This window comes from Actinophytocola glycyrrhizae (genome assembly GCF_042653545.1).
Lineage (GTDB): Bacteria > Actinomycetota > Actinomycetes > Mycobacteriales > Pseudonocardiaceae > Actinophytocola > Actinophytocola glycyrrhizae.
In genome coordinates this window covers 149965-175574 of sequence record NZ_JBHSIS010000017.1, presented here as the reverse complement: position 1 = coordinate 175574, position 25610 = coordinate 149965, and the positions used below count along the sequence as shown (strand labels likewise).

Genomic DNA, 25610 nt, shown 5'->3' with positions numbered 1-25610 from the left:
GGGGAATGTCTCGCGGCGTTCCCGCGTTGGCACAGGGAAGGACTCGAGTACGTGAGCATTGCGGGAGGCATGAGGTGGCGCTGGACCCGGAGGAGCTGTACGAGGTCGACTCCGACGTCCCGGACCTGACCGGAGCGGTGCTGCTGCACCACTTCGACGGCTTCATGGATGCCGGGTCGGCCGGTTCGACGCTGGTCGAGCACTTGCTGACGACCTACGAGCACCGGGTGATCGCGCGGTTCGACATCGACGACCTGATCGACTACCGGGCTCGCCGCCCGATGATGACCTACGCCACGGATCGCTGGGTGGACTACGACACCCCGGAGCTGGTGGTGCACCTGCTGCACGACGCGGACGGGATCCCGTTCCTGCTGCTGACCGGCCCGGAGCCGGACCGCAGGTGGGAGGCCGTCACGGCGGCCGTGCGTGAGCTGGTCGAGCGGTGGGGCGTGCGGCTCACCGTCGGCTTCCACGGCATCCCGATGGGGGTCCCGCACACGCGCAAGCTGTCGGTGATCTCCCACGCCACCCGCCCCGAGCTGGTCACCGAGTCCTCGCCGTTCGAGCGGGTGCAGGTGCCGGGCAACCTGTCGGCGCTGCTGGAGCTGCGGCTCGGCGAGGCCGGGCACGACGCGATGGGTTTCGTCGCCTACGTCCCGCACTACCTCGCGCAGGGCACCTACCCGGCCGCCTCCATCAGCCTGCTGGACGCGATGACGACGGCGACCGGCCTCGCGATCCGGTCCGCCGGCCTGCGGGAGGCGGCGGACCGGACCAACGCCGAGATCACCCGCCAGGTGGCGGAGTCCGCGGAGGTCGCGCAGGTGGTCGAGGCACTGGAGCAGCAGTACGACGCGTTCGCCAACGCCTCGGAGAACCTGCTCGTCGCCGACGGCGAACCGGTGCCGAGCGCTGAGGAGCTCGGCGCCGAACTGGAACGCTTCCTGTCCGAACAGCAACGCGACCGCTGAGGGTCGCGCCCGGCGGGTGCGGCGTGGGACCGGCCGCGGCCGGTCCCACGCCTCCCGTCAGCGCTTCATGCCGTGTTCGATGGCCTCGATGATCCGTGGCCGCAGCTCCGCGGCGCTGATGATCGCGTCCACCGACCCGACCTCGACCGCACGCTGGATGCTGTGCACGCGGTCGAACTCCGCGGCCACCTCGCCCAGCTTCTCCGCGCGGACCGACGACTGCACCTCGGCGAGCTGGGCGTTCAGCGCCGCCCGTTCCGCGCCGCTGGCCGCCGCCACCCGCTCCTGCAGTTCGGTGACCCTGGGGTCGGTCGCGGTCCGGTTGTTGACCTCACCCGAGAACACCACGGCCGCCGCCGGGGCGCCGCCGAGGACCGACGCGAACGAGCCCTCCAGCGCCAGCACCGTCATGTTCGGGTTGAGCGCCTTGGAGAACACCACGAACGCGCCACCGTGGTACCGGGAGATGACGCAGAACACGATCGGGCCGTCGAAGTTGACGATCGCCCTGCCGATCTCCGCGCCGTACTCCAGCTGCAGCTTGCGCATCGACTCCGGGGAGCCGTCGAAGCCGGACAGGTTCGCCAGCACCACCAGCGGCCGGTTGCCCGACGCCGAGTTGATCGCCCGTGCCGTCTTCTTCGACGACCGGGGGAACAGGGTGCCCGCGGTGTAGGTGTCCGGGCCGTCCGTCGGCGGGAAACCGCGCCGGGGCACCGAACGCGACTCGATGCCGATGAGGCACACCGGCCAGCCACCGATGTGCACGTCCTGCACGGCGGCGGTGTCGGCGTCGGCCATGCCCGCCCAGCGTTCCAGCACCGCGTGGTCCTGGTCGGACAGCGCCCGCATCACCGTGCGGATGTCGAACGGCTTCTTTCGGTCCGGGTTGTGCGCCACGGAGAAGATCTCACCGACCGTGGTGAAGTCGCTGCCCGCGACCGCGTGCGGGAACGAGGAGACGTCGCGGTTGGCGGGGTCCTCGGTGTTCGCCTTGCGGGGCGCCGTCTCGCCGGGCACGACGTAGGTGTGGTCGTAGTGGGACATCAGCACCTCGCGGGCCGCGGGCAGGCTGGGCGCCCAGTACTGCGCCTGGCCGTTGGGGCCCATGACCCGGTCGTAGCCGCCGATGCCGTAGTTGTCCTCCGCCGAAACGCCACCGGAGAAGTCCAGCGACTGCTTGCCGGTCAGCACCATCGCCGAGTCCGGCGTCATCACGAGGATGCCCTTGGTGTGCATGAGCATCGTCGCCTCGGCGTTCCAGTACGGCTGCGCGCCGACGGTGATGCCCGCGACCACGATGTTGATCTCGCCGCCTGCCTGGGTGAACTCGACGATCCGCTTCAGTGCGGCCGCCACCCAGTCCATGTTCTCCACACCGGAGGACATCGAGATCTTCGCGCCGGCCGACAGCGCGAACCACTCGAGTGGCACGCCCATCCGCTCCGCCAGGTCGAGCCCGGCGATCACCCGTGCGCACTCCGGTTCCGCCAGCGCGCCGAGCGCCTTCGTCGGGTCGCCGAGCAGCACGACGCGGGTCACGCCCTCGGGGTGCCGTTCGGTCGGTGTGCTCACCACCCCGGCGACGATCCCCGCCGAGTTCCTGCCCCTCGGCCGGTCCACCGGCACCAGCGCGCCGGCGGCGTCGAGGTCGTGCTCGACGAAGCTGCCGTCCGGCCCGGCGAGCAGACCGGTCAGCTCGTACGGGTAGACGTTCCCGCGCCGGGCCGCGCGCAGCACCTTCTGGCGGTAGTCGTCGAGCGGCTCGACCGGTTCCGTGGACGGCTCGCCGACGTGCAGGCGGGCGCCGTGCCCCGGGTCGAGGGTGATCCGCACGGCGATCTCGGTCAGCTTGCCCGCCGAGGTGCGCACGCGGACCAGGAACTGGATCTCCTCCAGCCCGGCACCGGCCGTGGTCGGCTGGATGCGCTGGACCAGCGTGTGGAGTTCGTCGTGGGTCAGCTCGGTCGGCGGCCAGACGTACATCATGATGCGGTTGGTGTCGAACCGCTTGTTCTGCGGTCGCTGCGCCTGGATGTTGCGGATCGCGTCGAGACAGGTGGTGACCGCGTCCTCCAGCGCGGGCAGCGCGACCAGCCGGCCATCCGCTTCCCGCAGCGGTGTCACGTCGCGGATCTGGCCCATGGCGACGAGCCGTTCGTCGGCCGGGTTGCTCTTCGCCACGGCCTTGAACAGGTAGATCTCCTCGTCGGCGGTCGGCAGCCGGGTGAGGTCGAACTCGCGTAGTCGCTGCAACTGCAGGCGCCGGGCGATCTGCGGGTGCAGGCCGCGGATCAGCCGGTCCTCCGCGAACGCGGCACCGTCGCGCCGGAAGGTGATGTGGTGGTGCATTACCGCGCCGCCGGTGCCCGCGACGGTGATGATGACCCGGTGGAGACTCGCTGGCAGCGGGTGCGCGGCCAGGATCTCGCCGAACCGCAGCGCCATCGCGTCCACGTCCGGCTGGTCCTCCCACCTGACGTACAGGTCGGCGACCAGCCCGTCCTCTGCCAGGTCGGCTGCGAACGTGCCGAGCGCGGCGACGGCGCCCGACAGTGCCGTGATGTCGACGGCGGTGGTGACCAGCGGGGTCACCCCGTCCTCGCCGGTGTGCTCGGCGGCGAGGAAGCGGCAGCCCGCGATCTCCCGCATGGTGACCCCGGAGAGCCTGCGGTTGCCGTAGTAGCGGCGGGTCAGCACCTCCAGCAGTGGTGCGTGGTCCCGGCCCGGCCGCCCGATCCGCTGGCCGATCAGCCGCACCAGCGGCTGGGAGCCGGCCATCATGGCCTGGATCCGGTCCGCGCGGTCCGGCGCGTCCGGGTTGTGGTCCAGGTACCGCAGGTCGTTGCGCACCGCCGCGTAGACCCGCGCCCGGTTGCGGCGCAGCAGCGGCTGGGCGAACCAGCGGAACACCACACCTCTGGACAGGTCCGACACCGCGGGGAACCGGACCTGCGTCGCCTCGACGACGTGTTCCAGGGTGAGACCGGCCCGCTCACGCAGCACCGCCGCGGGCGGCGGGCCTGCCAGCCACTCCCGCAGCAGCTCCGAGACGACCGCGACGTTGGTCGACATCCGCTGCTGCGCGAGGAAGATCCGGAAGACCGCGGCCTCCAGCTCCGGCGTGCGGTCGAGGTCGGTGACGCCGTAGTGGCCGAGCACCTGCGCCAGCCTGGTCTGGAACGCCTCGGTGACCCCGGCGCGTTCGACGTCGAGGCTCTGCAGGTAGCTGTGGAAGTACTCGCGCGGGCTGTGCACCGGGCTCGCCGGCTCGATCTCGATCTCGCCGCCCGGCTTGTTGCGGGACAGCTCCGAGAGGTCCGCGAACACGGTCAGCAGGTCCAGCTCGCCCTCGACCGGCCTGCCACCCAGCTCGGCACGCGCGGCCAGGTAACCGGTCAACGCCCGCTTGCCGTCGTGCGGGTCGGCGTCGAACCCGAGCAGCAGGTTGCGCAGGTCCTGCAGGCAGCGCGTCAGCCGCTCGGCCGCGGGCACGTCGGCGGGCTGGGGCAGGTCGATCTCGACGGCCTCCCCCGCGCCATCGGCCTCGGTCTCCGCGCCATCGTCCGCGAGCGGTTCCAGGCGCATCAGCGGGGCGCCGGTCTCGACCTGGCTGCCGACCGACACCGGGCACTCGCGGACCTTGGCACGGAACGGCGCACGCAGCACCGTCTCCATCTTCATGCTCTCCAGCACCAGGATCGGCGCGCCCGCCTCGACCTCGTCGCCTGCCGACAGCGGCGTCGCCACGACCAGCGCCGGTGCAGGCGAGCGGACCACGCCGCCCTCGTCGCGGCTGACCCGGTGGGTGACGCCGTCGACCTCGACCAGGTGGATCGGGCCGTGCGTGGCGGAGGTGAGCCGGAAACGGTGCCCGTTGACCACGATCACGCCGCTGTGCGCGTCGAACCGCTCGACCTCGACGTCGGCCGGGTGCACGTCCCCACCACCGGAGACGCCGACGCGGAAGCGGGTCTGGCCGGTGCGGGCCACGCTCACGCGGTAGCCGACCCCGCGGAGCTTGAGGTCCAGTGGCCTGCCGCTGTCGTGCTGCACCTGCGGGCGCCCGCCGTGCGCGGTGGAGAACAGCCGCTGGCGGCTGACCTCCTCCTCGTCCTGGTATGCCTCGATGGCGGCGGCGGCGAGCGCGACCGCGGAGTGCCGGTGGGTGACCAGGCGGCCCTCCGCGCGGACCCGGTCGATCCAGCCGGTGTCGGCGGTCGCCTCGATCACCTCGGGCTGGTCGAGCAGGTCGAGCACGAAGCTCTTGTTGGTCGCGCCGCCCTCGATGATCACGGTGGTCTCGGCCATCGCGCGGCGCAGGCGGCCGAGCGCCTCGTCGCGGTCGCGGCCGTAGGCGATGATCTTGGCGATCATCGAGTCGAAGTCGGCGGGGATGGTGTCGCCCTCACTCACGCCGGTGTCGACGCGGATGCCGGGGCCCGCGGGCAGGGCGAGCCGCGCGATGCGGCCGGGTGAGGGGGCGAAGTCGCGGTCCGGGTCCTCCGCGTTGAGCCGCGCCTCGACGGCGTGGCCCAGCTCGGCGGGCTGGGTGCCTTCGAGCTTGCCGCCCTCCGCCACGTGCAGCTGCAGCTTGACCAGGTCGGTGCCGGTGGTGATCTCGGTGATCGGGTGCTCGACCTGCAGCCGGGTGTTGACCTCGAGGAACGCGAACAGCTTCTCGCCGGGGTGGTACAGGAACTCCACGGTGCACGCGCCGCGGTAGCCGACGGCGACCGCGAGCCGCTCGGCCGACGCCTTCAGCTCGGCGGTCTGCTCCGGTGCCAGCACCGGCGACGCGGACTCCTCGATGATCTTCTGGTTGCGCCGCTGCACCGAGCAGTCGCGGACGCCAAGCGCCCATGCCGTCGTGCCGTCGGAGATCACCTGGACCTCGACGTGCCGGGCGCCGGTGACCAGGCGCTCAAGGAACACGATGCCGGAGCCGAACGCGCGCAGCGCCTCCTGGCTGGTCCGCTCGTAGGCCTCGGTGAGGTCCTCGGCGGAGGCGACCATCCGGATGCCGCGCCCGCCGCCGCCCGCGGTGGCCTTGAGCATCAGCGGGTAGCCGATCGAGTCACCGGCCCGCAACGCCTCCTCGAGCGTGGCGACCTCGCCCCGGCTCCACGGCGCGACCGGGACACCGACCTCCTCGGCGATCAGCTTCGCGCCGATCTTGTCGCCGAGCTTGCGCATCGCGTCGGCGCTCGGGCCGACGAACGTGACGCCGATCTTCTCGCACAGCTCGGCGAACGCGGGGTCCTCCGCGACGAAGCCCCAGCCGACCCACGCGGCGTCGGCGCCGGTCGCCAGGAGCGCCCGCTCCAGGACTGCGAGGTCGAGGTAGGGCCGCGCCGACGCGGGCCCCAGCGAGTAGGCGACGTCGGCCTCGCGAACGAAGGTCGCGTTGCGGTCGGCGTCGGTGTAGAGCGCGACCGTCTCGATCCGCGTCCCGGTCTCCGCGGAAAGGTCCCGGACAGCGTGGATGAGCCGCATCGCGGCCTCTCCACGGTTGACGATGGCGACACGACTGAACACCGGCTGAGCCTCCCAAGTACCACGCGCACAGCAGGCGACGACCCGGGTTCCGGAGCGTCGCCTGCACCTGTCTCCAACCCTGCTCGATTACCGCCGGGTACACCGATGTCCTGTGTCGCGCATGCCGAGGCCGATGCTTTGTCGGAACCCTACAAAAAGCGAGCCTGGCCACACCTCGCTGCCGCCATTTGACGCAAGGTCTGCGACAAACAGCGACCGCGGCGTGATACGGGACCAGCGGTGCGCCCCCACGATATGGGCAGGGGCATGAGCCTCGCTCGCGCGCCGGTCAGGCGACGCTGACCAGCGGCGCGCGCCCGGGAGTGGCCGAGGCCCTGAAAGGCGCTTTCAGGGCCTCGGCGCCCTCAACGCGCCTTTCAGGGCCGTCTCTTGTCAGTTGATCGCGAAGCTGGGGTGTGGGGGCTGGTTGTAGGCGGTGTTCTGCCACGCCACCGCTACCCGGTACTGGCGGTCCTGCATGAGCGACGGGCGGCTGATGCTCGTCGGGTCGGTGGTCGAGTAGATGCGCAGTGCCCGGTTGTCGCCGGTGCGCCAGACGACTTCCTCGCGCCAGTCGCCAAGGAGGTCGGCCTGCAGGGCCGGGTTGGCCTTCGTGCCGTTGTTGGACGCCACGCCAGAGCCGGTCAGCAGACGGGTGTCGCCGCCGGTGCCGTACTTGTCGATGTGCGTGCCGTCCAGCAACTCGCGCTGCGCGTCGCCGTCCCACCAGATCACGAAGTTCGCCGAGCCCGGTTTGCGGGACGCCACCTGGTTCCCCGTGGCGCCGCTGCGCAGGCCGGACACCGCCGAGGACCACGCCTCCGCGCCCGGGTTGCCTGCCCAGATGTCGGCTGCCACGCCTCGCCCGTTGTCGCAGTTGCAGGCCGGGGCGCTCCAGATGATCTGGCCGGTGCGGGCATCGCCCATCCAGTGCGCGGGGTTGCTACCCGACTCGGATGGTTTGAACACCTCGAGCCCGGCTCGGGACGGGATGTGGTCACCCACGTGGTACGCGTCGCCGTGGTGGGTGTTGTTCTGCCACAGGCCCCGGCCGTCGTCGTCGATCGCCATCGAGCCGTACATGATCTCGTCGCGGCCGTCGTTGTCCACGTCCGCCACCGACAGCTGGTGGTTGCCCTTTCCGGTCCACGCCGAGCCGTTCGTCGAGGAGTTCGAGTCGAACGTCCACCGGCGGGTCAGCGCTCCGTTCCGGAAGTCCCATGCCGACACCACGGATCGGGTGTAGTAGCCGCGGGCCATGACGATGCTCGGCCTCGCACCGTCCACATAGGCCGTGCCGGCCAGGAACCGGTCGACCCGGTTGCCGTAGTTGTCGCCCCACGAAGCGACGTTTCCCCTTGGTGGCACGTAGTCCTCGGTGTCCAGCACGGCACCGTCGGTGCCGCGGAACACCGAAAGGTACTCGGGGCCGGCCAGGATGTAGCCGGAGGAGTTGCGGAGGTCGGCGCTCGCGCTGCCGATGACCTGGCCGGTGCCCGAGCGGGTGCCGTCGGCCGTCTTCGCCGCGACCTCGGCGCGACCGTCGCCGTCGTAGTCGAAGACCTGGAACTGGGTGTAGTGCGCGCCCGAGCGGATGTTGCGGCCCATGTCGATCCGCCACAGCCTCGTCCCGTTCAGCCTGTACGCGTCCAGGTAGGTGTTGCCGGTGTAGCCGGACTGCGAGTTGTCCTTGGCATTGCTCGGCTCCCACTTCAGCACGACCTCGTACTGCCCGTCGCCGTCCAGGTCGCCCGCGCTCGCGTCGTTCGCGTTGTAGGTGTAGTTCTCGCCGGAGGGTGTCGTGCCACCGGGCGGGATCTGCAGTGGCACGTCCATCGAGTCCGCGAGGAACGTCACCGGTTCGCCGGAGGACAGACCTTCCACGCCGCCGCGTACCGGACGGACGGTGTACGCGGCGCCGACCGGCGCGTCCGCGTCGACGAAGTTCGTGGTCACCGGGGCGGCGTTGACCTTCCGGCCGTCGCGGTAGACGTTGAACCGCAGGCCTTTCTCGTCGGCCGCGAGCTGTCGCCAGCTGACGAAGTTGCCGTCCCCGGACCGGACGCTCACCACCCCGCGGTCCAGTGCGTCCACTCCGGCCGAGGCGTGGGGAACCGCTTGGCCGGCGTGTGCGGGGGTGCCGACAACGAGCGCGCCGAGCAGGGAGACCGCCGCGCACAGCGTGGCGGTTCGAGCTGTTCTGGGCATGACTGGACTCCGAGTCGCAGGGGGAGCGTGTTTTGGGAGCGCTATCAGGTCGCCTTGTGAAAATTGGTAGCACTCCGATTCCAGGGTGTCAACGCAGGTCGACAGCCTGCGGGAAGAGGCAAGATTTTCTCGGCGAGTTTTCTGCGCCCACCTAAGTGTGAGCGTTAACAACAAAACCGCTGCTGGGAGCGCTCCAGAAGCGCGGGGACCCGATCGCTTTCGTGATCACTGAGCGCCTCGCGACGATCACCGGCTGTTGACGGCTTTTGTTCCCGGGCTCTACCGTCCGACGGCAAGCGCTTTCCCTGTCAATCGGACCCCAGAGGGTGGCAACGATGCCTCGAACCTCGCTTCGCCGGACGCTGTCCAGGGCCGTGTTGGCCGTCGCGCTCGCCCTGTCGCTCACGAGTGTCGCCACCGGTGACACCGGTGAGAACAGCGCCGCCCCCGGCAGGCCGTTCACCAACCCGGTCAAGGCGCAGAAGGGCGCCGACCCCTGGATCGAGTACCACGACGGCAACTACTACCTGGTCACGACGTCGTGGACGTCCGTGCTGACCATGCGCAAGTCGCCGACGCTGGCCGGACTGGCGACGGCGCCGAGCGTGCAGGTGTGGGCCGGTGACCAGTCCTCGCGGTGCTGCAACTTCTGGGCCCCGGAGCTGCATCCGGCGAACGGGCGCTGGTACCTGTACTTCAGCGGCGGGCCGTCCGGCACCGACTACGCCCGCGACCAGCGGACGCACGTGCTGGAGAGCGCCGGGTCGGACCCGATGGGCCCGTACACGTACAAGAACAAACTCTTCGCGCCCGGCAACGACGTCGGGCTGATCGACGGCAGCGTGCTGGAACTGAACGGTCAGCGCTACCTGCTCGGCAGCGTCTGGGGAGCCACACAGAACCTCGTGATCGCGCCGATGAGCAACCCGTACACCGTGAGCGGCGCGCTGACCACGATCTCGACGCCGACGCACTCGTGGGAGCGGCAGGACGGCACGGTCAACGAGGGAGCGGAACCGCTGTACCACAACGGGAAGACGTTCATCGTCTACTCCGCGAGCGCCTGCTGGGGGCCGAACTACAAGCTGGGCCTGCTGACCCACAACGGCGGCAACCCGCTGTCGGCGTCGTCGTGGACGAAGGCCCCGCAGCCGGTGTTCCAGCGCAGCGACGCCAACAGCGTCTTCGGCCCCGGCCACAACGGGTTCTTCACCTCGCCCGACGGCACCGAGGACTGGATCGTCTACCACGCCAACGACGGCGTCGGCGACGGGTGCGACAACAACCGCACCACGCGGGCGCAGCGGTTCACCTGGAACGCCGACGGCACGCCGAACTTCGGCACCCCCGTCCGGCTGGGGACCACACTGGCCGGACCGTCCGGGGAAACCGCGGCGACCCCGGCGGCCTACACGATCGTCAACCGCAACAGCGGCAAGTGCCTGCAGGTCAGCGGATCGGCCGACGGCGCGGCCACCACCCAGGCGGCGTGCACCGGGGCGAGCGGGCAGCGGTGGCGGTTCGACGACCTCGCCGACGACACCAGCCGCGTGGTGAACGCGGGCAGCGGCAAGGTGCTCGACGTGGCCGACTGCGCCACGACCGACGGCGCCGCGACCCGGCAGTGGTCCTGGCTGGACAACACCTGCCAGCGGTTCCGCCCGGTGGTCACCGAGCAGGGCGGCTGGGTCCGGCTGACCAACCTCAACAGCGGCAAGGTGCTCGACGTCGCCGACTGCGGCACCGCCGACGGCGCGGCCGTGCGGCAGTGGACGTGGCTGAACAACACCTGCCAGCAGTGGCGTCTCCAGCCCGTGTGAAAGGACATCCCATGAGATCCTGGCGTCGCGTTTCCGGCATCTTCGCCGCGGCCCTGCTGACCGTCGCGGTGGCGCAGGCCCCCGCCTCGGCCGCCGAGTACCCCAACCCCGGGCTCGTGACCGGCGACATCGCGGTCCACGACCCGGCGATGGTCAAGGCCGCGGACGGCACGTACTTCCTGTTCTCCACCGGCAACGGCATCGACATCCGCACGTCGCCGGACCGGACCGCCTTCCGCCGGGCCGGCGCGGTCTTCCCGAACGGTGCGTCGTGGGCGCACCCGTTCACCGGCGGCAGCGACAACCTGTGGGCACCGGACGTTTCCTTCCACAATGGACGGTACTACCTGTACTACTCGGCGTCCACGTTCGGTTCCCGCAACTCGGCGATCTTCCTGGCGACCAGCACGACGGCGCAACCGGGCAGCTGGACCAACCACGGTGTCGTCGTGCAGACCAACAACTCCAGCGACCACAACGCGATCGACCCGAACCTCGTCGTGGACGCCGCCGGCGCGTGGTGGCTGACGTACGGCTCGTTCTGGTCCGGCATCAAGATGGTCCGGATCGACGCGGCGACCGGGAAACCCGCGAACAGCACGCGGTACAGCCTGGCGCAGCGGCCATCAAGCGCCGACGGTGCGGTCGAGGCGCCCTTCATCGTCCACCGGAGCGGCTACTACTACCTGTTCGTGTCGTTCGACCACTGCTGCCGGGGCACCAGCAGCACCTACCGCGTCATGGTCGGCCGGTCGACGTCGATCACCGGGCCATACACCGACCGCAACGGCGCGCGCATGACCAGCGGCGGCGGCACGGAGGTCCTCGCGACGCACGGGAACATCCGCGGCCCCGGCCATCCCGCGCTCATGCCCGACACCGACGGGTGGCTGATGGCCTACCACTACTACACGTCCTCCGGCAGCAGGCTGGGCGTCAACCTCGTCAGCTGGAGCGGCGGCTGGCCGACGCTGTACTAGATGATTGATTCCGTGAAGTCGGTGTGAGTGGGCGGTCGGTCGTCGTGTGCTGGTCGCGTCGGATCGGTTTCGGTCGGGTGTGCTGGCTGCGGTTCGCGTCGGCGGCGGTGGGGTGGCAATGCCCTGAAAGGCGCGTTCAGGGCGCTGAGCGCCCTGAACGGCCCATTCACGGCATCGGACCAGCCCCGTCGGGCGACCGCAGAGGGGGGCATGCCTGATGACCGATTCGTACGCAAAACCACGTCACATGATCTTCACGGAATCAATCGTCGAGGGCTTTCCGATCGTGCTCTCCCTGGCGATGAGCCGGTGTTCGGCGCGTACCTCGATGCCGGGCACCGGCTCCGCGCTGTCGATGCGCCGCAGCAGCCGGTCCACCGCGGTGGCCGCGATGGCGACCTTGTCCGGGGAGATCGTGCTGATCGTGGGGTTCGAGTAGCGCCCCTCCTCGATGTCGTCGTAGCCGATCAGCGCGAGGTCCTCCGGCACCCGCAGGCCGAGTTCCAGCGCGGTGTGCAGGGCGCCGAGCGCGACCAGGTCGCTGTAGCAGAACACGGCGTCGGGCGGGTCGTCGCGCGCGAGGAGCGCACGCATGGCGCGGGAGCCGTCGGCCCGGTTGAAGCGCGGCGTCGGAATGATCAGCGACTCGTCGACCGGCAGCCCGGCGGCCGCGAGTGCCTGCCGGTAGCCGCGGGTGCGCAGCTGCGCGGCCTCGCCCGTGGGGTAGGGCTGGTCCCCGATGGCCGCGATCCGCTTGCGCCCAAGGCCGATCAGGTGCGCGGTGGCCGCCCGCGACGCCGCGACGTCGTCGATGCCGACATGGTCGAAGACGCCGTTGGACACCCGTTCGCCGAGGACCACCAACGGCAGGTCCGGGTCGATCTCGACGAGGTCCTCCTGCGCGAGCCCGAGCGGGCTGAAGATCATCCCGTCGAAGAGGAACGCCCGGGCACCACGGCTGATCAGCTCCCGTTCGTGTGCCGCGTCGCCGTCGGTCTGGTCGATCAGGACGTTGTACCCGCTCTCCCGCGCCCTGGGGATGATCGCCTGCAGCAGCTCGGCGAAGTACGGCGTGTCCAGGTAGGGCACCACGACCGCGATCTGTCCCGACCGTCCCCGCGCGAGGTTGCGGGCCAGCACGTTCGGCCGGTAGTTCAGTTCGAGCAGCGCCCGCTCGACCTTCTCCCGCGTTCGCTCCGAGACGCGGGCGTAGCCGTTCACGACGTTCGACACCGTACGGGCGGACACCCCCGCCAGCCGCGCGACGTCACGCAGGGTGGCATCGCGCATGGCGTGCTCCTTCGGTGCTGGTGGGGCGGCCATCGAGAAGTGTGCACGGCGCCCATCGAGACGACAACCCGGTTATGCCGTCGAAACGAGGGCTTGCAGCGCGGCAAACCGGCGTTCATACTGTTTTGCAGCGCAGCAAAACCAGGTGCCACGGCGGCAGTCACGGATCGCCGTGGCGCGCAGCACCGTTCGGTCCCTGCCATCTGCTCGGCGTCCCCGATGTCTTCCCTGCCGGTGGTCGCCGCGTGCCATGCGGAAAGGCGCTGTCTCATGCTCGGCATCAACCGGTTACGCAAGGTCGGTTCCCTGTTCGCCGCGGTCGGGCTGCTGGCGGTCGCGGCGTGCGGTGGTTCCGGCGAAGGCGACGCGGGCGGGCCCGTTCGGGTGTCGGTGTGGGCCTGGTACCCGGAGTTCAAGGGCGTGGTCGAGGCGTTCAACGCCTCCCACGACGACATCCAGGTGGACTGGACGAACGTCGGCACCGGCCCCGACCAGTACGCCAAGCTGAAGACGGCGTTCACTGCGGGCACCGGCGCGCCGGACGTCGCGATGGTGGAGTTCCAGCAGATCCCCACGTTCCTCATCCTCGACGCGCTCGTCGACATGGGCCAGTACGGTGCGGGCGAGGACGAGGACCTGTACGCGGAATGGGCCTGGCAGCAGGCGACCGACGGCGACGAGGTGTACGCGATCCCCGTCGACGGCGGGCCGATGGCGTTGATGTACCGCAAGGACCTCTTCGACCGGCACGGGATCCCGGTGCCGACGACGTGGGCGGAGTACGCGGCCGCCGCCGAGAGGATGAAGGCGGCCGACCCGGACGCCCACATCGCGAGCTTCGGCAGCGACGGCGGCTGGCTCAACGGCCTGATGTGGCAGGCGGGCTGCCGCCCGTACGGCTACTCGATCACCGAGGCCAGGAATCGCGTGAAGATCGACCTGACGGCCCCGGACTGCGCGAAGGTGATCGAGTTCTACGGCGACCTGGTCGAGCGGGACCTCATGGCCACCGACCCGTTCTTCACCGCCGACGCCACGGCCGCGCTCGACTCCGGGAAGTACTGGACGTGGGCGGCCGCCGGCTGGACTCCCGGCTACGTCGCGGGTTCGCTGAAGAACACCGCGGGCAAGTGGGCGGTCGCGCCCATGCCGCAGTGGGAGAAGGGCGAGGACGCCCACGGCGACTGGGGCGGCTCGACGTTCACGGTCACCAAGCAGGCCGACAACCCCGAGGCGGCGACCGTCGTGGCGCGCGAGCTGTTCGGGACCTCGGAGCACGCCTGGGACATCGGCCTGAACAAGGCGTTCCTGTACCCGCTGGTGAAGGACGTCGCGGCCGACCCGGCGTTCACCGGCAAGTCCTACGAGTTCTTCGCGGGCCAGAAGGTGAACGAGATCTTCGTGCCGGTGTCGGAGAAACTGGGCGACTTCGACTACACCCCGTTCCAGGACTTCGTGTTCGACGAGTTGCTCGACCGGTGCGCGGAAGCCGTCGCCGGGAAACGGGAGTGGGACACGGTGCTCGACGCGACCCAGGACAACGTCGTGGACTACGCGGAGAAACAGGGCTTCACGGTCACCCGGTAGCGAGGAGGTCCCCCGTGCGGCGCACGCGCATGACCGACCACCCGGTCGCCGGAGCCTTGTTCGTACTCCCCTTCTTCCTGGTGGTGCTGGCGTTCCTGGTCGTGCCGCTCGGGTACGCGTTCTGGCTCAGCCTGTCCAGCAGGAGCCTGGCGCTCGGTGAGCGCTTCACCGGGTTCGACAACTACGTACGGGCGTTCTCCGATCCCGTGCTGCTGGACGGCGTCCTCCGGGTGGTCGTGTTCGGTGCCGTGCAGATCCCGGTCATGCTGGGGCTCGCGCTCGCCGGTGCGCTCATGCTCGACGCGGTCACCACCAGGTTCGCGGTCGCGTTCCGGCTCGTCGCGTTCATGCCCTACGCCGTCCCTGCCGTGCTCGGCGCGCTCATGTGGGGTTTCCTGTACAGCAGGACGTTCGGCCCGTTCGCCGAACTGCCCACGGTGGTCGGCGGCGAGCCCGTCGAGTTCTTCAGCACGGACCTGCTGCTGTTGTCGCTCGGCAACATCGTGACGTGGGCGTGGACCGGCTACAACATGATCGTGCTGTACTCGGCGCTGCGTGCCGTGCCGAGGGAGATGTACGAGGCGGCGATGATCGACGGCGCGTCCCAGGTGCAGATCGCGTTGCGGATCAAGGTGCCCGCGATCAGGCAGGCGATCGCACTGGCGGCGATCTTCACGGTCATCGGGACCATGCAGTTCTTCGTCGAACCCTACGTCATGGCCCGGTTCGCGCCCCAGATCTCCGCCGGGTACACCCCGAACCTGTACGCGTACAACCAGGCCTTCGCCTACTCGGACTTCCACTACTCCGCCGCGATCTCCTTCTCGCTCGGGTTCGTGGTGTTCGTCGCCGCGTACGTGTTCGTGTTGCTGACCAGGAAACGGCGGTCGTCATGACACCGAGGACGCGGCTGCCGCACCTGATCATGGCGGCGGGCATGCTGTACTTCCTGGTGCCGCTGCTGTGGATCGTGATCGCCGCGACGAAGAGCCAGGCCGACCTCGTGGCGAGCCCGGCGATGTGGTTCGGCGACACGTTCAACCTGTTCGACAACCTCGGCAGGCTGTTCCGTGAGGACGACGGCGTGTACGGCCACTGGCTAGCCAACACCGCGCTGTACTCCGGGGCGAGCGCGGTGGGCGCGACGCTGCTCGCGGCGCTCGCCGGGTACGGCCTCGCCCGTTTCTCCTTCTGGGGCAAGCGGTTCTTCGAGACGGCACTGCTCGGCATGATCATGGTGCCCGCCACGGCGCTGGTCCTGCCGACCTACCTCATCCTGTCCGAGCTGGAGGTGGTCAACACCGCGTGGGCGGTCATCCTGCCCTCGCTGCTCAGCCCGTTCGGCACCTACCTCGTGCGGGTGTACGTGGCCGAGGGCGTCCCGGTCGAGCTGCTCGACGCGGCCCGCCTCGACCGGGCGAGCGAGCTGCGGATCTTCTGGCAGGTGGTGGTGCCGATGATCCGGCCCGTGCTCGTGACGGTGTTCCTGTTCACGCTCGTGTCCACGTGGAACAACTACTTCCTGCCGCTGGTGATGCTCAGCGACACCGAGCTGTTCCCGCTGACGGTCGGGCTGACCACGTGGTTCAACACCGCGCAGCAGGAGGCGGGCACGCGGGTGCTGTTCGACCTGGTCGTCACCGGCTCGCTGCTGGCGATCGTGCCGCTCGTCATCGCTTTCGTCCTCCTGCAACGGTTCTGGCGCAGTGGCGCCGCCACCGGCGCACTCCGATAGGAGACCCGTGCTCAGTGCCGCCATCGCCATCAGCCCCGACTTCGTGGTCGCGCCGGTGCGGCGCCGCGTGTTCGGCTCGTTCGTCGAGCACATGGGACGGTGCGTGTACACCGGCATCCACGAGCCGGGCCACCCGGCCGCCGACGAGGACGGCTTCCGCCGCGACGTGCTCGCGCTGACCCGCGAGCTCGGGGTGACGCTCGTCCGGTACCCGGGCGGGAACTTCGTCTCCGGGTACCGGTGGGAGGACGGCGTCGGGCCGGACCGGCCGGTGCGCAGGGACCTCGCGTGGCACAGCGTCGAGACCAACGAGGTGGGCATCGACGAGTTCGCCCGCTGGGCCCGCAAGGCGGGCGCGGAGGTCATGTACGCGGTCAACCTCGGCACCAGGGGCGTCGCGGAGGCGCTCGACGTGCACGAGTACCTCAACCACGCGGGCGGCACCCACCTGTCGGACCTGCGGCGCGCCAACGGCACCCCGGACCCCCACGGCGTGCGGCTGTGGTGTCTCGGCAACGAGCTGGACGGACCGTGGCAGACCGGGCACAAGACCGCGCACGAGTACGGCAGGCTCGCGGCGGAGACGGCGAGGGCGCTGCGCCAGGCGGAGCCGGGGCTGGAGCTGATCGCATGCGGCAGCTCGCACTCGGGGATGCCGACGTTCGGCGAGTGGGAGGCGACGGTCCTCGAACTGGCCTACGAACAGGTCGACCACATCTCCTGCCACGCCTACTACGAGCCCATCGACGGGGACGTCGACAGCTTCCTCGCGTCCGCTGTGGACATGGACCACGTCATCGACAGCGTGGTCGCCACCGCGGACGCCGTCGGCGCCCGCCTGCGCAGCGACAAGCGGATCGGACTGTCGTTCGACGAGTGGAACGTCTGGTACCAGAGCCGTTTCCAGGCCGCGCCGCCGACCGGCTGGCTGGTCGCGCCCCGGCTCATCGAGGACACCTACGACGTCACCGACGCCGTCGTCGTCGGGAACCTGCTGATCTCGTTGCTGCGGCACAGCGACCGGGTGGTGGCCGCCTGTCAGGCGCAACTGGTCAACGTCATCGCCCCGATCCGCACCGAACCCGGCGGCCCGGCGTGGCGGCAGACGACCTTCCACCCGTTCGCGCTGACGTCCCGGCTCGCCGGCGGGCAGGTGCTGCGCACCGAGATCACGTCCCCGGTGCACACGACGGCCCGCTACGGCGAGGTCCCGGTGGTCGACGCGGTCGCCACCCACGACCCCGCGACCGGCGAGACGGTCGTGTTCGTCGTGAACCGCCACCGGTCCGAGCCGGTCGAGCTGACCATGGCCACGGCGGGCGCCGTCGCCGAGTCGTGGACCCTGCACGACGCCGACCCGTCGGCGACCAACACGGCGGCGGACCCGAATCGTGTCGTGCCTCGTCATCTGCCCGCGGAGCTGTCCGATGGTGTTCTGCACGTGGTCCTGCCGCCGGTGTCCTGGAACGCGCTCCGGCTCGCGTAGCGCTTCCCCGGAAGCCCCAGCCCTCCGGCAAAGCCCGAGATGCCTGACCTGCCCGCGCAACGAGCACCGACAGGCGCGTCCACGGCACAACAAGTGCCGTCAATGGGCCATTCAGGGCGCCCAGCGCCCTGAACGCGCCTTTCAGGGCATTACCACTCACACGTGTTAGTCTTGGGCGATCGTCCAGGGCGAGTGACCAAGGCGGAGACATGACATCAGCGGAGCGTGGCCGGGCGGTGCGGCGCAAGCTGCTCGACGCGGCGGTGGAGCTGATCGCCGAACGGGGCTGGACCGCGGTGAGCACGAGGGTCGTGGCCGAGCGCGCCGGGGTCGCGCCAGGGCTCGTGCACTACCACTTCTCGTCGGTGCAGGGACTGCTCTCCGAGGCGGCTGTCGGGGTCATGCGTGCGGTCTCCGCGGTGCTCGAGCCCACCCTCGCCGCGGCGAGCACACCGGCGGAAGCGGTGGCGGCCCTGACGTCGGCGCTCGACCCCTACACGGGTGACGACCCCACGTCGGTGCTGTTCGTCGAGACCTACCTGGCCGCGACCCGTGACCCGGCGCTGCGTGCCGCGGTCGCCGAGGTCATCACGGAGTTCCGGGCACGGCTCGCCGAATGGTTTCGCGCTCACGGGGTCGCCGCCCCCGAGGCCACCGCCGCCGTGGTGGGCGGTGCCATCGACGGGCTGGTGCTGCAACGCGCACTGGACCCCTCGCTGACCGCCGGGACGATCGCGCCCGTACTCACTCGATTGCTGGGAGGACAGTCATGAAAGTGGTGATCTGTGGTGCCGGTATCACCGGCCTGGCGCTGGCACAGCGGCTCGCGGTGCTGGGCTGGGAGGTGGTGGTGGCGGAGAAGGCACCGGGGCCCCGCAGCCAGGGCTACATGATCGACTTCTTCGGCGCAGGCTACGACGCGGCCGAGGCGATGGGACTCCTGCCCCGGCTGCGTGAGCTCGGGTACGTGCTCGAGGAGGCCCGGTTCGTCGACGCGAACGGCAGGCCCAGGGCCCGGCTGAGCTTCGCGCAGTTCGCCAGGACGGTGGACGGCAGGCTGCTCAGCATCATGCGCCCGGACCTGGAGTCGGCGCTGCGGGAGAGCCTGCCCGCCGAGGTGGACCTGCGGTTCGCCACCAGTATCACGCACATCGGCAACCGCGCCGACGGCGTGCGGGTCACGCTCACCGACGGCGAGGGGCTCGACGCCGACCTGCTCGTCGGCGCCGACGGCATCCACTCCGCCGTGCGCGGCATGGTGTTCGGCGAGGAGCGGACGTTCCTGCGCCACCTCGGTTTCCACACCGCGGCGTGGACCTTCGACGACGCCGCCATCCGCGCCAGGGTGGGTGACCGGTTCTGTCTCACCGACTCCGTGGACCGGCAGCTCGGCCTGTACGGGCTGCGGGACGGCCGGGTCGCCGCCTTCGCCGTCCACCGCACCACCGACCGGGAGCTGCCCGCCGACCCCAGGGCCGCGCTGCTCGCCGAGTACGGCGGGCTGGGCTGGGTGGCACCGGAGGCGCTGGCGCGGTGCCCACCCGCCGACGCGGTGTACTACGACCACGTCGCGCAGATCGAGGTGCCCGCCTGGCACCGCGACCGGGTGGTGCTGGCCGGTGACGCGTGCGCCGCCGTGTCCCTGCTCGCCGGGCAGGGCGCCTCGCTCGGCATCGCGGGCGCCTACCTGCTCGCCGACCAGCTCCACCGGGCACGCACCGTCGCCGACGGTCTCGGGAGCTACGAACGGTTGTGGCGGCCGGTGATGGCGGAGAAACAGCTCACCGCCCGCAACGGGGCCCGCTGGTTCCTCCCCCGGTCCACCATGGAGCTGTTGGGCAGGCGGGCGATGCTGGCACTGTCGCGGCTGCCCGGCCTCGAACACCTCGTCGCGCGGTCACTGGCGGGCAAACCCACCGCGGTCATCACCGACCTCGACCGCCGGTCCCGCGACGCGGGGGTGCCGGCATGGCGGTGACCGACCGGAAACCCCGCGGCCTGCTGCGCATCCTGCTGCGCGCGCCGATCCGGCTCTACCGCGCCGGGCTGGGTGGCCTGTTCGGGCACCGGCTGATCTACATCGCCCACCGCGGCCGCCGCACCGGCGCGCGCAGGGAGGTCGTCGTGGAGACCGTGCGCTACGACCCCGCGGTGCCGGCGGCCGTGGTGGTCGCCGCCTGGGGTGGCACGCCCGACTGGTACCGCAACTTGCGTGCCGCACCGGCGATCGAGGTCCGGCTGGGCAGGCAGCGGTGGCCCGGCCCGGACCACCGGCACCTCGACGCCGCCGAGACGCACCGCGTGCTGCTCGCCTACCGGCGGGCCCATCCCCGGGCATGGAAACGGCTCGCGCCGCTGCTCGGTTTCCCCGCCGACCCGGCGGATCCACGCTGGCCGGAGGTCGCCGCCACCGTGAACGCGATCGCGTTCACGCCGCACGTCACAAGTTCGTAAGGGTCTGCCGAGCGGGCCGCACGGCATGATGCGGTGGACGAAACGGACAAGGGAGGACCTTGATGGCACGGTTGCGCTCGGTGTCGGTGTTGGTGATCGGTGCGGGACTCGTACTGGCCGGGTGTGGTGACGACCAGCCGGCGGCGGGCGGCAGCACCCCCACGTCGACCCCGGCCACAGCGCCCACCACCCCGGGCACCCCCGCCGACGACGCGCCGGTGACCACGCCGCCCGCGCCCGTGGTGGCCGAGGAGCTGCGGTTCACCGCGAAGACGGTGGACGGCAAGGAGTTCTCCGGTGAGTCGCTGGCCGGGAAACCCGCCGTGCTGTGGTTCTGGGCGCCGTGGTGCCCCAACTGTCAGGCCGAGGCGCCGACCATCGCGGCGGCGGCGCGGTCCGCGGGCGACGTCGAGTTCGTCGGCGTGGCCGCGCAGGACGAGGTGCCGGCGATGCGCGAGTTCGTGCAGCGCTACGACCTCGGCTCGTTCACGCACATCGCCGACACCGACGCGGCGGTGTGGAAGCGGTTCGGCGTCACCTACCAGCCCGCGTACGCGTTCGTCAGCTCGGACGGGAAGGTCGAGACGGAGACCGACCAGCTCGACAAGGACGAACTGCTCGCCCGCCTCGGTGCGCTGAGCTGATGAACGACGGCCTGGCCTACGCGATCGGCGCCGGCATGCTCGCCACGGTCAACCCGTGCGGCTTCGCGATGCTGCCCGGCTACCTGACCATGGTGATCGCGGGCAACGGGGAGGCGACGCGCGTCGCCCGCGTGGGCCGGGCACTGGCCGCGAGCGCGCTGATGACCGCCGGGTTCGTCGTCGTGTTCGGGGTCTTCGGTCTGCTGAGCCTCCCGCTGCGCGGGGCACTGCAGCAGTACCTGCCGATCGTGACGATGGTCATCGGTGTGGTCATGGTCGTGGTCGGCGTGCTGCTGCTCGCGGGCAGGCAGCTCACCCTGCTGCTGCCCAAACCCGCGCGGGGCGCGCCGTCGACCAGGATCGTGTCGATGGCCGGGTACGGCGTCGCGTTCGCGGTCGCGTCGCTGTCCTGCACGATCGGCCCGTTCCTCGCCGCGACCGGCATCGCGTTGCGCGGCGGCGACCTCACCACGGGGATCACCACGTTCGTCGCGTACGCGGTGGGCATGGGCCTCGTGGTCGCCGTGCTTGCCGTCGCGGCCGCGCTGGCGAGCACGGCGGTGGCGACCGGGATCCGCCGGGTGCTGCCGTACGTGCCGAAGATCGGTGGCGTGCTGCTGCTGGTGACGGGCGCCTACGTCGGCTACTACGGCTACTACGAGCTGCGCCTGTTCCACGGCGGCGGCAACGCGGCCGACCCGGTGGTCGACGCCGCCCGCGAGATCCAGTCCACGCTGGTCGGCTGGGTCGACGCGATCGGCCCGGTGCCGATGATCGTCGCGCTGGCCGCGCTGGTGGCGGGCGGGGTGCTGGTCGCACGCAGGCGCCGGCCCCGCGTCGAGTAGCGCCCGCGTTCCGGTCGGGCCGTGGCCTGCTTACCGCCCTGAAAGGCGCGTTCAGGGCGTTGAGCGCCCTGAACGCGCCTTTCGGGGCAGTGCCGACGGCTCACGCGCAGGCGATCGAGCCCGTGAACTGGCACGGGTCACCGGGTGCGGTGTAGGCCACCCTGTCCACCTGGAAGGTGACCGTGCCCGAGGGCGGCACGAACGTCCCCATGTCCGGGTTGTTCTCGCTGCCCCACAGGTTCAGGAACAGGTTCGCGTCCCGGTCGGGGATCTTCGCGGCGTCCGTGACCGAGTGGACCACCTGCCCGTTCACGTAGAAGTCCATCCGCGTGGCCGTCCACTCGAGACCGTAGTCGACGAACCCGGCGTCAGCCGCCGACGGCAGGGCCACCAGCACCGGGCCCTGTGGCTGCCCGTCCCGCCACGTGTTGAACTTGACCTTCCCCGTGTCCTTGCCGAGCAGCTTGACGTCCGTGGCCTCCGACGGCGTGCCACCGACGTAGGTGAACATCGACGCCATCAGCCCGGACCCGCGCACTCCCTTCATCCGCACCTCGTACGTGCCGTACCCGCGCTTGGCGCGGTGCTGGACCTCGGCGCACGCGTACTCGCGGTCACCGGCCGCCTTCTTCGTGTACGACAGGTTCAGCCGCCCACTGGCGACCGACACCTGCGCCGCGTCCCACGTGCAGTTCTGCCCCGCGCCGTTGTTCCACCCGTTCGACACGTACCAGCGGTCGGTGTCGAGCGTGTCGAAGTCGTCCACGAAGGACGTGGTGGGTGCCTGCACCCCGCACGCGACGGACGTGGCGAACTGGCACGGGTCCCCGGCCCTGGTGAACGCGACGTAGTCGTACTGCGACACGATCGGCGACCCGGGATAGGTGAACTGGCCCATCCAGTCGATGAGCGTCCCGGTGGACCAGATCATGGTGAGGATCAGCTGCGGCTCGTATGGCACGTCGGAACCGGTGAACGAGTACTTGTGCACACCGTCGACGTAGAAGTCGAGCTGCCCTGGCAGCCACACGAACCCGAGGTCCACCCACGTCGTGGAGTTGTCCAGTCCCAGCGGCACGACGCCGGGGCCCTTCGCGGCGCCGTTGACCCACGAGTTGACCTCGGTGCGTGTGGTGTCCTTGCCCAGCGTCTCGAAGTCGATCTCGTGTGACTGCGGAATGCCCTGGTACGGGCCGGCATACGTGAACAGCGACGAGTTCGTTCCGCTGGCCTTGCCCGCCTTCATCCTGGTCTCGTACGTGCCGTAGTGGTACTTCTGGTTGGTCTGGATCGACCCGCACGAGTACTGGCGGTCGCCGTAGGCGGTGTCGTCGATGGACAGCGACAGCAGCCCGTTCGCGACCTTCGAGTTGTCCCTGTTGAACTGGCAGTTCTGGTGCGCCCCGTTGTTGTAGCCGTCGGAGACGTACCAGAAGGAGGTGTCGAGCGGACCGTCGAACTGCTCCATGAAGGTGGCGCCGGTCTCGGCGGCCGAGGCCGCCGAGGTCGTCGTCACCCCCGCCAGGGATAACAGCATTGCCACGATCGCGGCGAGCACCGTTGATCGCTTCTGCACGGTGTGTCCTTTCCGGGTTGTCGGTCGAAGCGGACCCCCTGATTCGGCCTCGTCACCTCCCTTCGACGTCGAGGTGCGCGTGCAGCGGCAGGTCGGTCACCGACGACCCGGCGTGCACGGTGTAGCGGCCCGGCTCACGCCGCCAGCCGCCGTCCCAGTGTTCGAACACCCTCGGCGCCAGCGGCACCGTCACCGTCCGCGAAGCACCCGCTTCGGCGTGCACGGGAGCGAATCCGGCGAGCCATCGCACCGGCCGGTCGACCGTCGAGTCCTCCTTGGACAGGTAGATCTGGACGACGTGCCTGCCCGCGCGTCCGCCGGTGTTGCGCACGCGCACCGTGACCTCGGTTTCGCCCACGGACAGGTCCGACAGCGCCCACGTGGTGTAGCCGAGTCCGTGCCCGAACGGGTACGCGGGCTCGACGCCGGCCCGCAGCCACGCCCGGTGTCCGATGTGGACGCCCTCGTCGTAGCGCACGACCCCGGCGACCGGGGTGGTGTCGAGGACCGGAACGTCGGTCTCGGCGGACGGCCACGTGGTGGGCAGCCGCCCGCCCGGCTCGACGGCGCCGAGGAGCACGTCGGCCAGCGCGTGTCCCGTTTCCTGGCCACCGAACCAGGTGAGCAGGATGGCCGCCACGTCCTCGCGCCACGGCAGCACCACCGGAGCGCCCGCGTTCACCGCGACGACCGTGCGCGGGTTGGCGGCGGCGACCGCGGCCACCAGGTCGTCCTGGCGGCCGGGCAGGGCGAGCGACGTGCGGTCGAACCCCTCGCTCTCCACCTCGGCGCTGGTGCCGACGACGACCAGCGCCACGTCGGCGGCGGCGGCCGCCGCTGCCGCGGAGGCGATCGCCTCGTCCGGCGCGGCGGGCGCGAGGTCGAACCCGACGGTCATGGTGACCCCGGCGTCCGGCTTCTCGCGGGGAGGCAGGTCCAGGCGGGCCACGAGCGCGACCGGCACGCCCGCGGTCAGCGCGACCGGCGCGCTCGCCGACGGCGGCGCGACCAGCCCGCCGCCGAACTCCTGCCCGTCGTGCACCAGCGACGCGTCGAGCACCGGGACGCCGTCCACGCGGAGCGTCGCGTGCCCGGCCCCGGCGATGCCCAGGCGCACGGTCCCGCTCTCGCGCGGCAGGTAGCGGGTGGTCAGCTCGATGGACGTGGTGCCGCCCAGCCGCGCACCGCCGAGACGGGCGAGGTCGACGGTGCGGCGGCGCTCGTCGAGGACCACACCGCCGTTCGCGTCGCGGAACACCGCGCGCACCCCCGGTTCGCCGTCGACCGGGTCGGTGAGGTCCTGGTGCGGCAGCGGCGCGATGCCCCGCTGCGACTCCGCCCCCAGGTGCCAGGTGACGTCGACGCCGGGCAACGCGGCCCGCAGCCCGTCGAGCGGCGAGACCACGTGCTCCGGTTCGACGAGCGCGCTGCCGCCGCCCTGGTTGCGGGCGAGGAAGGCGTTGTGCCCGATCACCGCGACCGACCGCAGCCGCGTCGCGCGCCAGGGCAGTTCGCCGTTGTTGCGCACGAGCACGGTGCCCGCCGCGGCGGCCTCCCGAGCGAACGCCGGGCCGTCCACAACGGATGGTGTGGCTGGCCGGAACCCGGGCAGCGCACCGACCCTGGCGGCGAGCCGCAGCAGCCGCAGCACCTTCTCGTCCACCACGGACTCGGGCACCCGCCCCGCCCGCACGGCCGCCACCAGCTCGTCCCCCCACGGCCCGCCGGGACCCGGCATCACCAGGTCCTGCCTGGCCAGCGCCGCCGGTTCGGTGGTCCGCGTGGCCCACCAGTCGGACACGACGACCCCGTCGAAGCCCCACTCGCCGCACAGCGGCTCGGCCAGCAGCGGGTTCTCGGTCATCGTGGTGCCGTTGACCGAGTTGTACGCCGACATCACGAGCCACGGGTGCGCCGAGGTCACGGTGTCCTCGAACGCGGCGAGGTACACCTCGCGCAGCGCCTTCTCGGACACGACCACGTCCGCGGTGAACCGCTCGGTCTCGAAGTCGTTGGCGACGTAGTGTTTCGGGGTGGCGCCGACCCCGCCGTCCTGCACGCCACGCACGTAGGCCCGCGCCAGCCGCGAGGTCAGCAGCGGGTCCTCGCTGTATGCCTCGAAGTGCCTGCCGCCAAGGGGACTGCGGTGCAGGTTGATGGTGGGCCCGAGCACGACGTCGACCCCCATGCGCCGGGCCTGCGCGGCGAGCACCGCGCCGTACCGGTAGGCGAGGCCGGGGTCCCACGACGCGCCGAGCGCGGTCGCGGACGGCAGGTTCAGCGCCGTCTCCCGCTCGTCCCAGCTCTCGCCCCGGATGCCGGACGGGCCGTCGGACAGCACCATCCTGCGCAACCCGATCGCCGGTTCCGCGTGCACACCCCACATGTCGGCGCCGGTCAGCAGCCGCACCTTCTGATCGAGGCCCAGCCGGTCGAGCAGTGGTTTCAGGGCAGGGTCGGGCGACTCGGTCAT

The 25610-nt window shown here is 70.8% G+C and carries 17 protein-coding genes; 12 read left to right on the top strand and 5 right to left on the bottom strand.

What is annotated here, in order from left to right; all coding sequences use genetic code 11:
• Nucleotides 1–74 precede the first annotated feature (74 nt).
• Entirely contained in the window at nt 75–974 is a 900-nt protein-coding gene (locus tag ACFPCV_RS26600; protein ID WP_378059074.1) for a proteasome assembly chaperone family protein, read from the top strand.
• A gap of 57 nt (nt 975–1031) precedes the next feature.
• Here ACFPCV_RS26600 and ACFPCV_RS26595 read toward each other — a convergent pair whose 3' ends face one another.
• Together ACFPCV_RS26595 and ACFPCV_RS26590 are read right to left on the bottom strand one after the other, a co-directional pair.
• Entirely contained in the window at nt 1032–6512 is a 5481-nt protein-coding gene (locus ACFPCV_RS26595; RefSeq protein ID WP_378059073.1) for an ATP-binding protein, read from the bottom strand.
• 393 nt (nt 6513–6905) lie between these two features.
• On the bottom strand, nt 6906–8720 hold the full coding sequence (locus ACFPCV_RS26590) for a rhamnogalacturonan lyase (protein ID WP_378059072.1): 1815 nt from the start codon (nt 8718–8720) through the stop codon (nt 6906–6908).
• 335 nt (nt 8721–9055) lie between these two features.
• On the opposite strand from ACFPCV_RS26590, the gene ACFPCV_RS26585 reads away from it, so the two are divergent.
• Together ACFPCV_RS26585 and ACFPCV_RS26580 are read left to right on the top strand one after the other, a co-directional pair.
• Nucleotides 9056–10540, top strand: coding sequence for a family 43 glycosylhydrolase (locus tag ACFPCV_RS26585; protein ID WP_378059071.1), 1485 nt, complete (start codon nt 9056–9058; stop codon nt 10538–10540).
• 11 nt (nt 10541–10551) lie between these two features.
• Complete coding sequence (locus ACFPCV_RS26580) at nt 10552–11520, top strand: arabinan endo-1,5-alpha-L-arabinosidase (protein WP_378059070.1); 969 nt, start codon at nt 10552–10554, stop codon at nt 11518–11520.
• A 243-nt stretch (nt 11521–11763) separates the two neighbouring features.
• On the opposite strand, the gene ACFPCV_RS26575 is transcribed toward ACFPCV_RS26580, so the two are convergent.
• On the bottom strand, nt 11764–12810 hold the full coding sequence (locus ACFPCV_RS26575) for a LacI family DNA-binding transcriptional regulator (protein WP_378059069.1): 1047 nt from the start codon (nt 12808–12810) through the stop codon (nt 11764–11766).
• Nucleotides 12811–13080: 270 nt separating this feature from the next.
• Here ACFPCV_RS26575 and ACFPCV_RS26570 point away from each other — a divergent pair, with 270 nt between their 5' ends.
• The 9 genes from ACFPCV_RS26570 to ACFPCV_RS26530 all read left to right on the top strand — a co-directional run bounded on the left by ACFPCV_RS26570 (nt 13081) and on the right by ACFPCV_RS26530 (nt 21561).
• Nucleotides 13081–14397 (top strand): ABC transporter substrate-binding protein, encoded by a 1317-nt coding sequence (locus ACFPCV_RS26570; protein WP_378059068.1) that lies wholly within the window; start codon nt 13081–13083, stop codon nt 14395–14397.
• Nucleotides 14398–14411: 14 nt separating this feature from the next.
• Nucleotides 14412–15293 (top strand): carbohydrate ABC transporter permease, encoded by an 882-nt coding sequence (locus tag ACFPCV_RS26565; RefSeq protein ID WP_378059067.1) that lies wholly within the window; start codon nt 14412–14414, stop codon nt 15291–15293.
• Nucleotides 15290–16132 carry a carbohydrate ABC transporter permease gene (locus ACFPCV_RS26560; protein ID WP_378059066.1) on the top strand — a complete coding sequence of 281 codons (843 nt, stop codon included), beginning with the start codon at nt 15290–15292 and terminating at the stop codon, nt 16130–16132. Before ACFPCV_RS26565 ends, ACFPCV_RS26560 begins: the two co-directional genes overlap by 4 nt.
• 7 nt (nt 16133–16139) lie before the next feature.
• Nucleotides 16140–17618: an arabinosylfuranosidase ArfA gene (gene arfA, locus ACFPCV_RS26555; protein ID WP_465251575.1), complete on the top strand. Its 1479-nt coding sequence runs from the start codon at nt 16140–16142 to the stop codon at nt 17616–17618.
• A gap of 209 nt (nt 17619–17827) precedes the next feature.
• Nucleotides 17828–18391 carry a TetR/AcrR family transcriptional regulator gene (locus ACFPCV_RS26550; protein ID WP_378059065.1) on the top strand — a complete coding sequence of 188 codons (564 nt, stop codon included), beginning with the start codon at nt 17828–17830 and terminating at the stop codon, nt 18389–18391.
• Nucleotides 18388–19596 carry an FAD-dependent monooxygenase gene (locus tag ACFPCV_RS26545; RefSeq protein WP_378059064.1) on the top strand — a complete coding sequence of 403 codons (1209 nt, stop codon included), beginning with the start codon at nt 18388–18390 and terminating at the stop codon, nt 19594–19596. Before ACFPCV_RS26550 ends, ACFPCV_RS26545 begins: the two co-directional genes overlap by 4 nt.
• Nucleotides 19587–20072 carry a nitroreductase family deazaflavin-dependent oxidoreductase gene (locus ACFPCV_RS26540; RefSeq protein WP_378059063.1) on the top strand — a complete coding sequence of 162 codons (486 nt, stop codon included), beginning with the start codon at nt 19587–19589 and terminating at the stop codon, nt 20070–20072. Before ACFPCV_RS26545 ends, ACFPCV_RS26540 begins: the two co-directional genes overlap by 10 nt.
• Before the next feature lie 62 nt (nt 20073–20134).
• Entirely contained in the window at nt 20135–20716 is a 582-nt protein-coding gene (locus ACFPCV_RS26535; RefSeq protein ID WP_378059062.1) for a redoxin family protein, read from the top strand.
• Complete coding sequence (locus tag ACFPCV_RS26530) at nt 20716–21561, top strand: cytochrome c biogenesis CcdA family protein (protein ID WP_378059061.1); 846 nt, start codon at nt 20716–20718, stop codon at nt 21559–21561. Before ACFPCV_RS26535 ends, ACFPCV_RS26530 begins: the two co-directional genes overlap by 1 nt.
• A gap of 100 nt (nt 21562–21661) precedes the next feature.
• Here the strand turns inward: ACFPCV_RS26530 and ACFPCV_RS26525 are convergent, their stop codons facing one another.
• Together ACFPCV_RS26525 and ACFPCV_RS26520 are read right to left on the bottom strand one after the other, a co-directional pair.
• Nucleotides 21662–23137 carry a family 16 glycosylhydrolase gene (locus tag ACFPCV_RS26525; RefSeq protein ID WP_378059060.1) on the bottom strand — a complete coding sequence of 492 codons (1476 nt, stop codon included), beginning with the start codon at nt 23135–23137 and terminating at the stop codon, nt 21662–21664.
• A 52-nt stretch (nt 23138–23189) separates the two neighbouring features.
• The gene (locus tag ACFPCV_RS26520; protein ID WP_378059059.1) at nt 23190–25610 is read right to left on the bottom strand and encodes a glycoside hydrolase family 3 protein; all 2421 of its coding nucleotides are present in this window, start codon (nt 25608–25610) and stop codon (nt 23190–23192) included.

Coding starts and splice junctions, on each gene's coding strand:
- ACFPCV_RS26590 (WP_378059072.1), bottom strand. CDS start 8,720: ATGCCCAGAACAGCTCGAACCGCCACGCTGTGCGCGGCGGTCTCCCTG.
- ACFPCV_RS26585 (WP_378059071.1), top strand. CDS start 9,056: ATGCCTCGAACCTCGCTTCGCCGGACGCTGTCCAGGGCCGTGTTGGCC.
- ACFPCV_RS26580 (WP_378059070.1), top strand. CDS start 10,552: ATGAGATCCTGGCGTCGCGTTTCCGGCATCTTCGCCGCGGCCCTGCTG.
- ACFPCV_RS26575 (WP_378059069.1), bottom strand. CDS start 12,810: ATGCGCGATGCCACCCTGCGTGACGTCGCGCGGCTGGCGGGGGTGTCC.
- ACFPCV_RS26570 (WP_378059068.1), top strand. CDS start 13,081: ATGCTCGGCATCAACCGGTTACGCAAGGTCGGTTCCCTGTTCGCCGCG.
- ACFPCV_RS26560 (WP_378059066.1), top strand. CDS start 15,290: ATGACACCGAGGACGCGGCTGCCGCACCTGATCATGGCGGCGGGCATG.
- ACFPCV_RS26550 (WP_378059065.1), top strand. CDS start 17,828: ATGACATCAGCGGAGCGTGGCCGGGCGGTGCGGCGCAAGCTGCTCGAC.
- ACFPCV_RS26545 (WP_378059064.1), top strand. CDS start 18,388: ATGAAAGTGGTGATCTGTGGTGCCGGTATCACCGGCCTGGCGCTGGCA.
- ACFPCV_RS26540 (WP_378059063.1), top strand. CDS start 19,587: ATGGCGGTGACCGACCGGAAACCCCGCGGCCTGCTGCGCATCCTGCTG.
- ACFPCV_RS26535 (WP_378059062.1), top strand. CDS start 20,135: ATGGCACGGTTGCGCTCGGTGTCGGTGTTGGTGATCGGTGCGGGACTC.
- ACFPCV_RS26530 (WP_378059061.1), top strand. CDS start 20,716: ATGAACGACGGCCTGGCCTACGCGATCGGCGCCGGCATGCTCGCCACG.
- ACFPCV_RS26520 (WP_378059059.1), bottom strand. CDS start 25,610: ATGACCGAGTCGCCCGACCCTGCCCTGAAACCACTGCTCGACCGGCTG.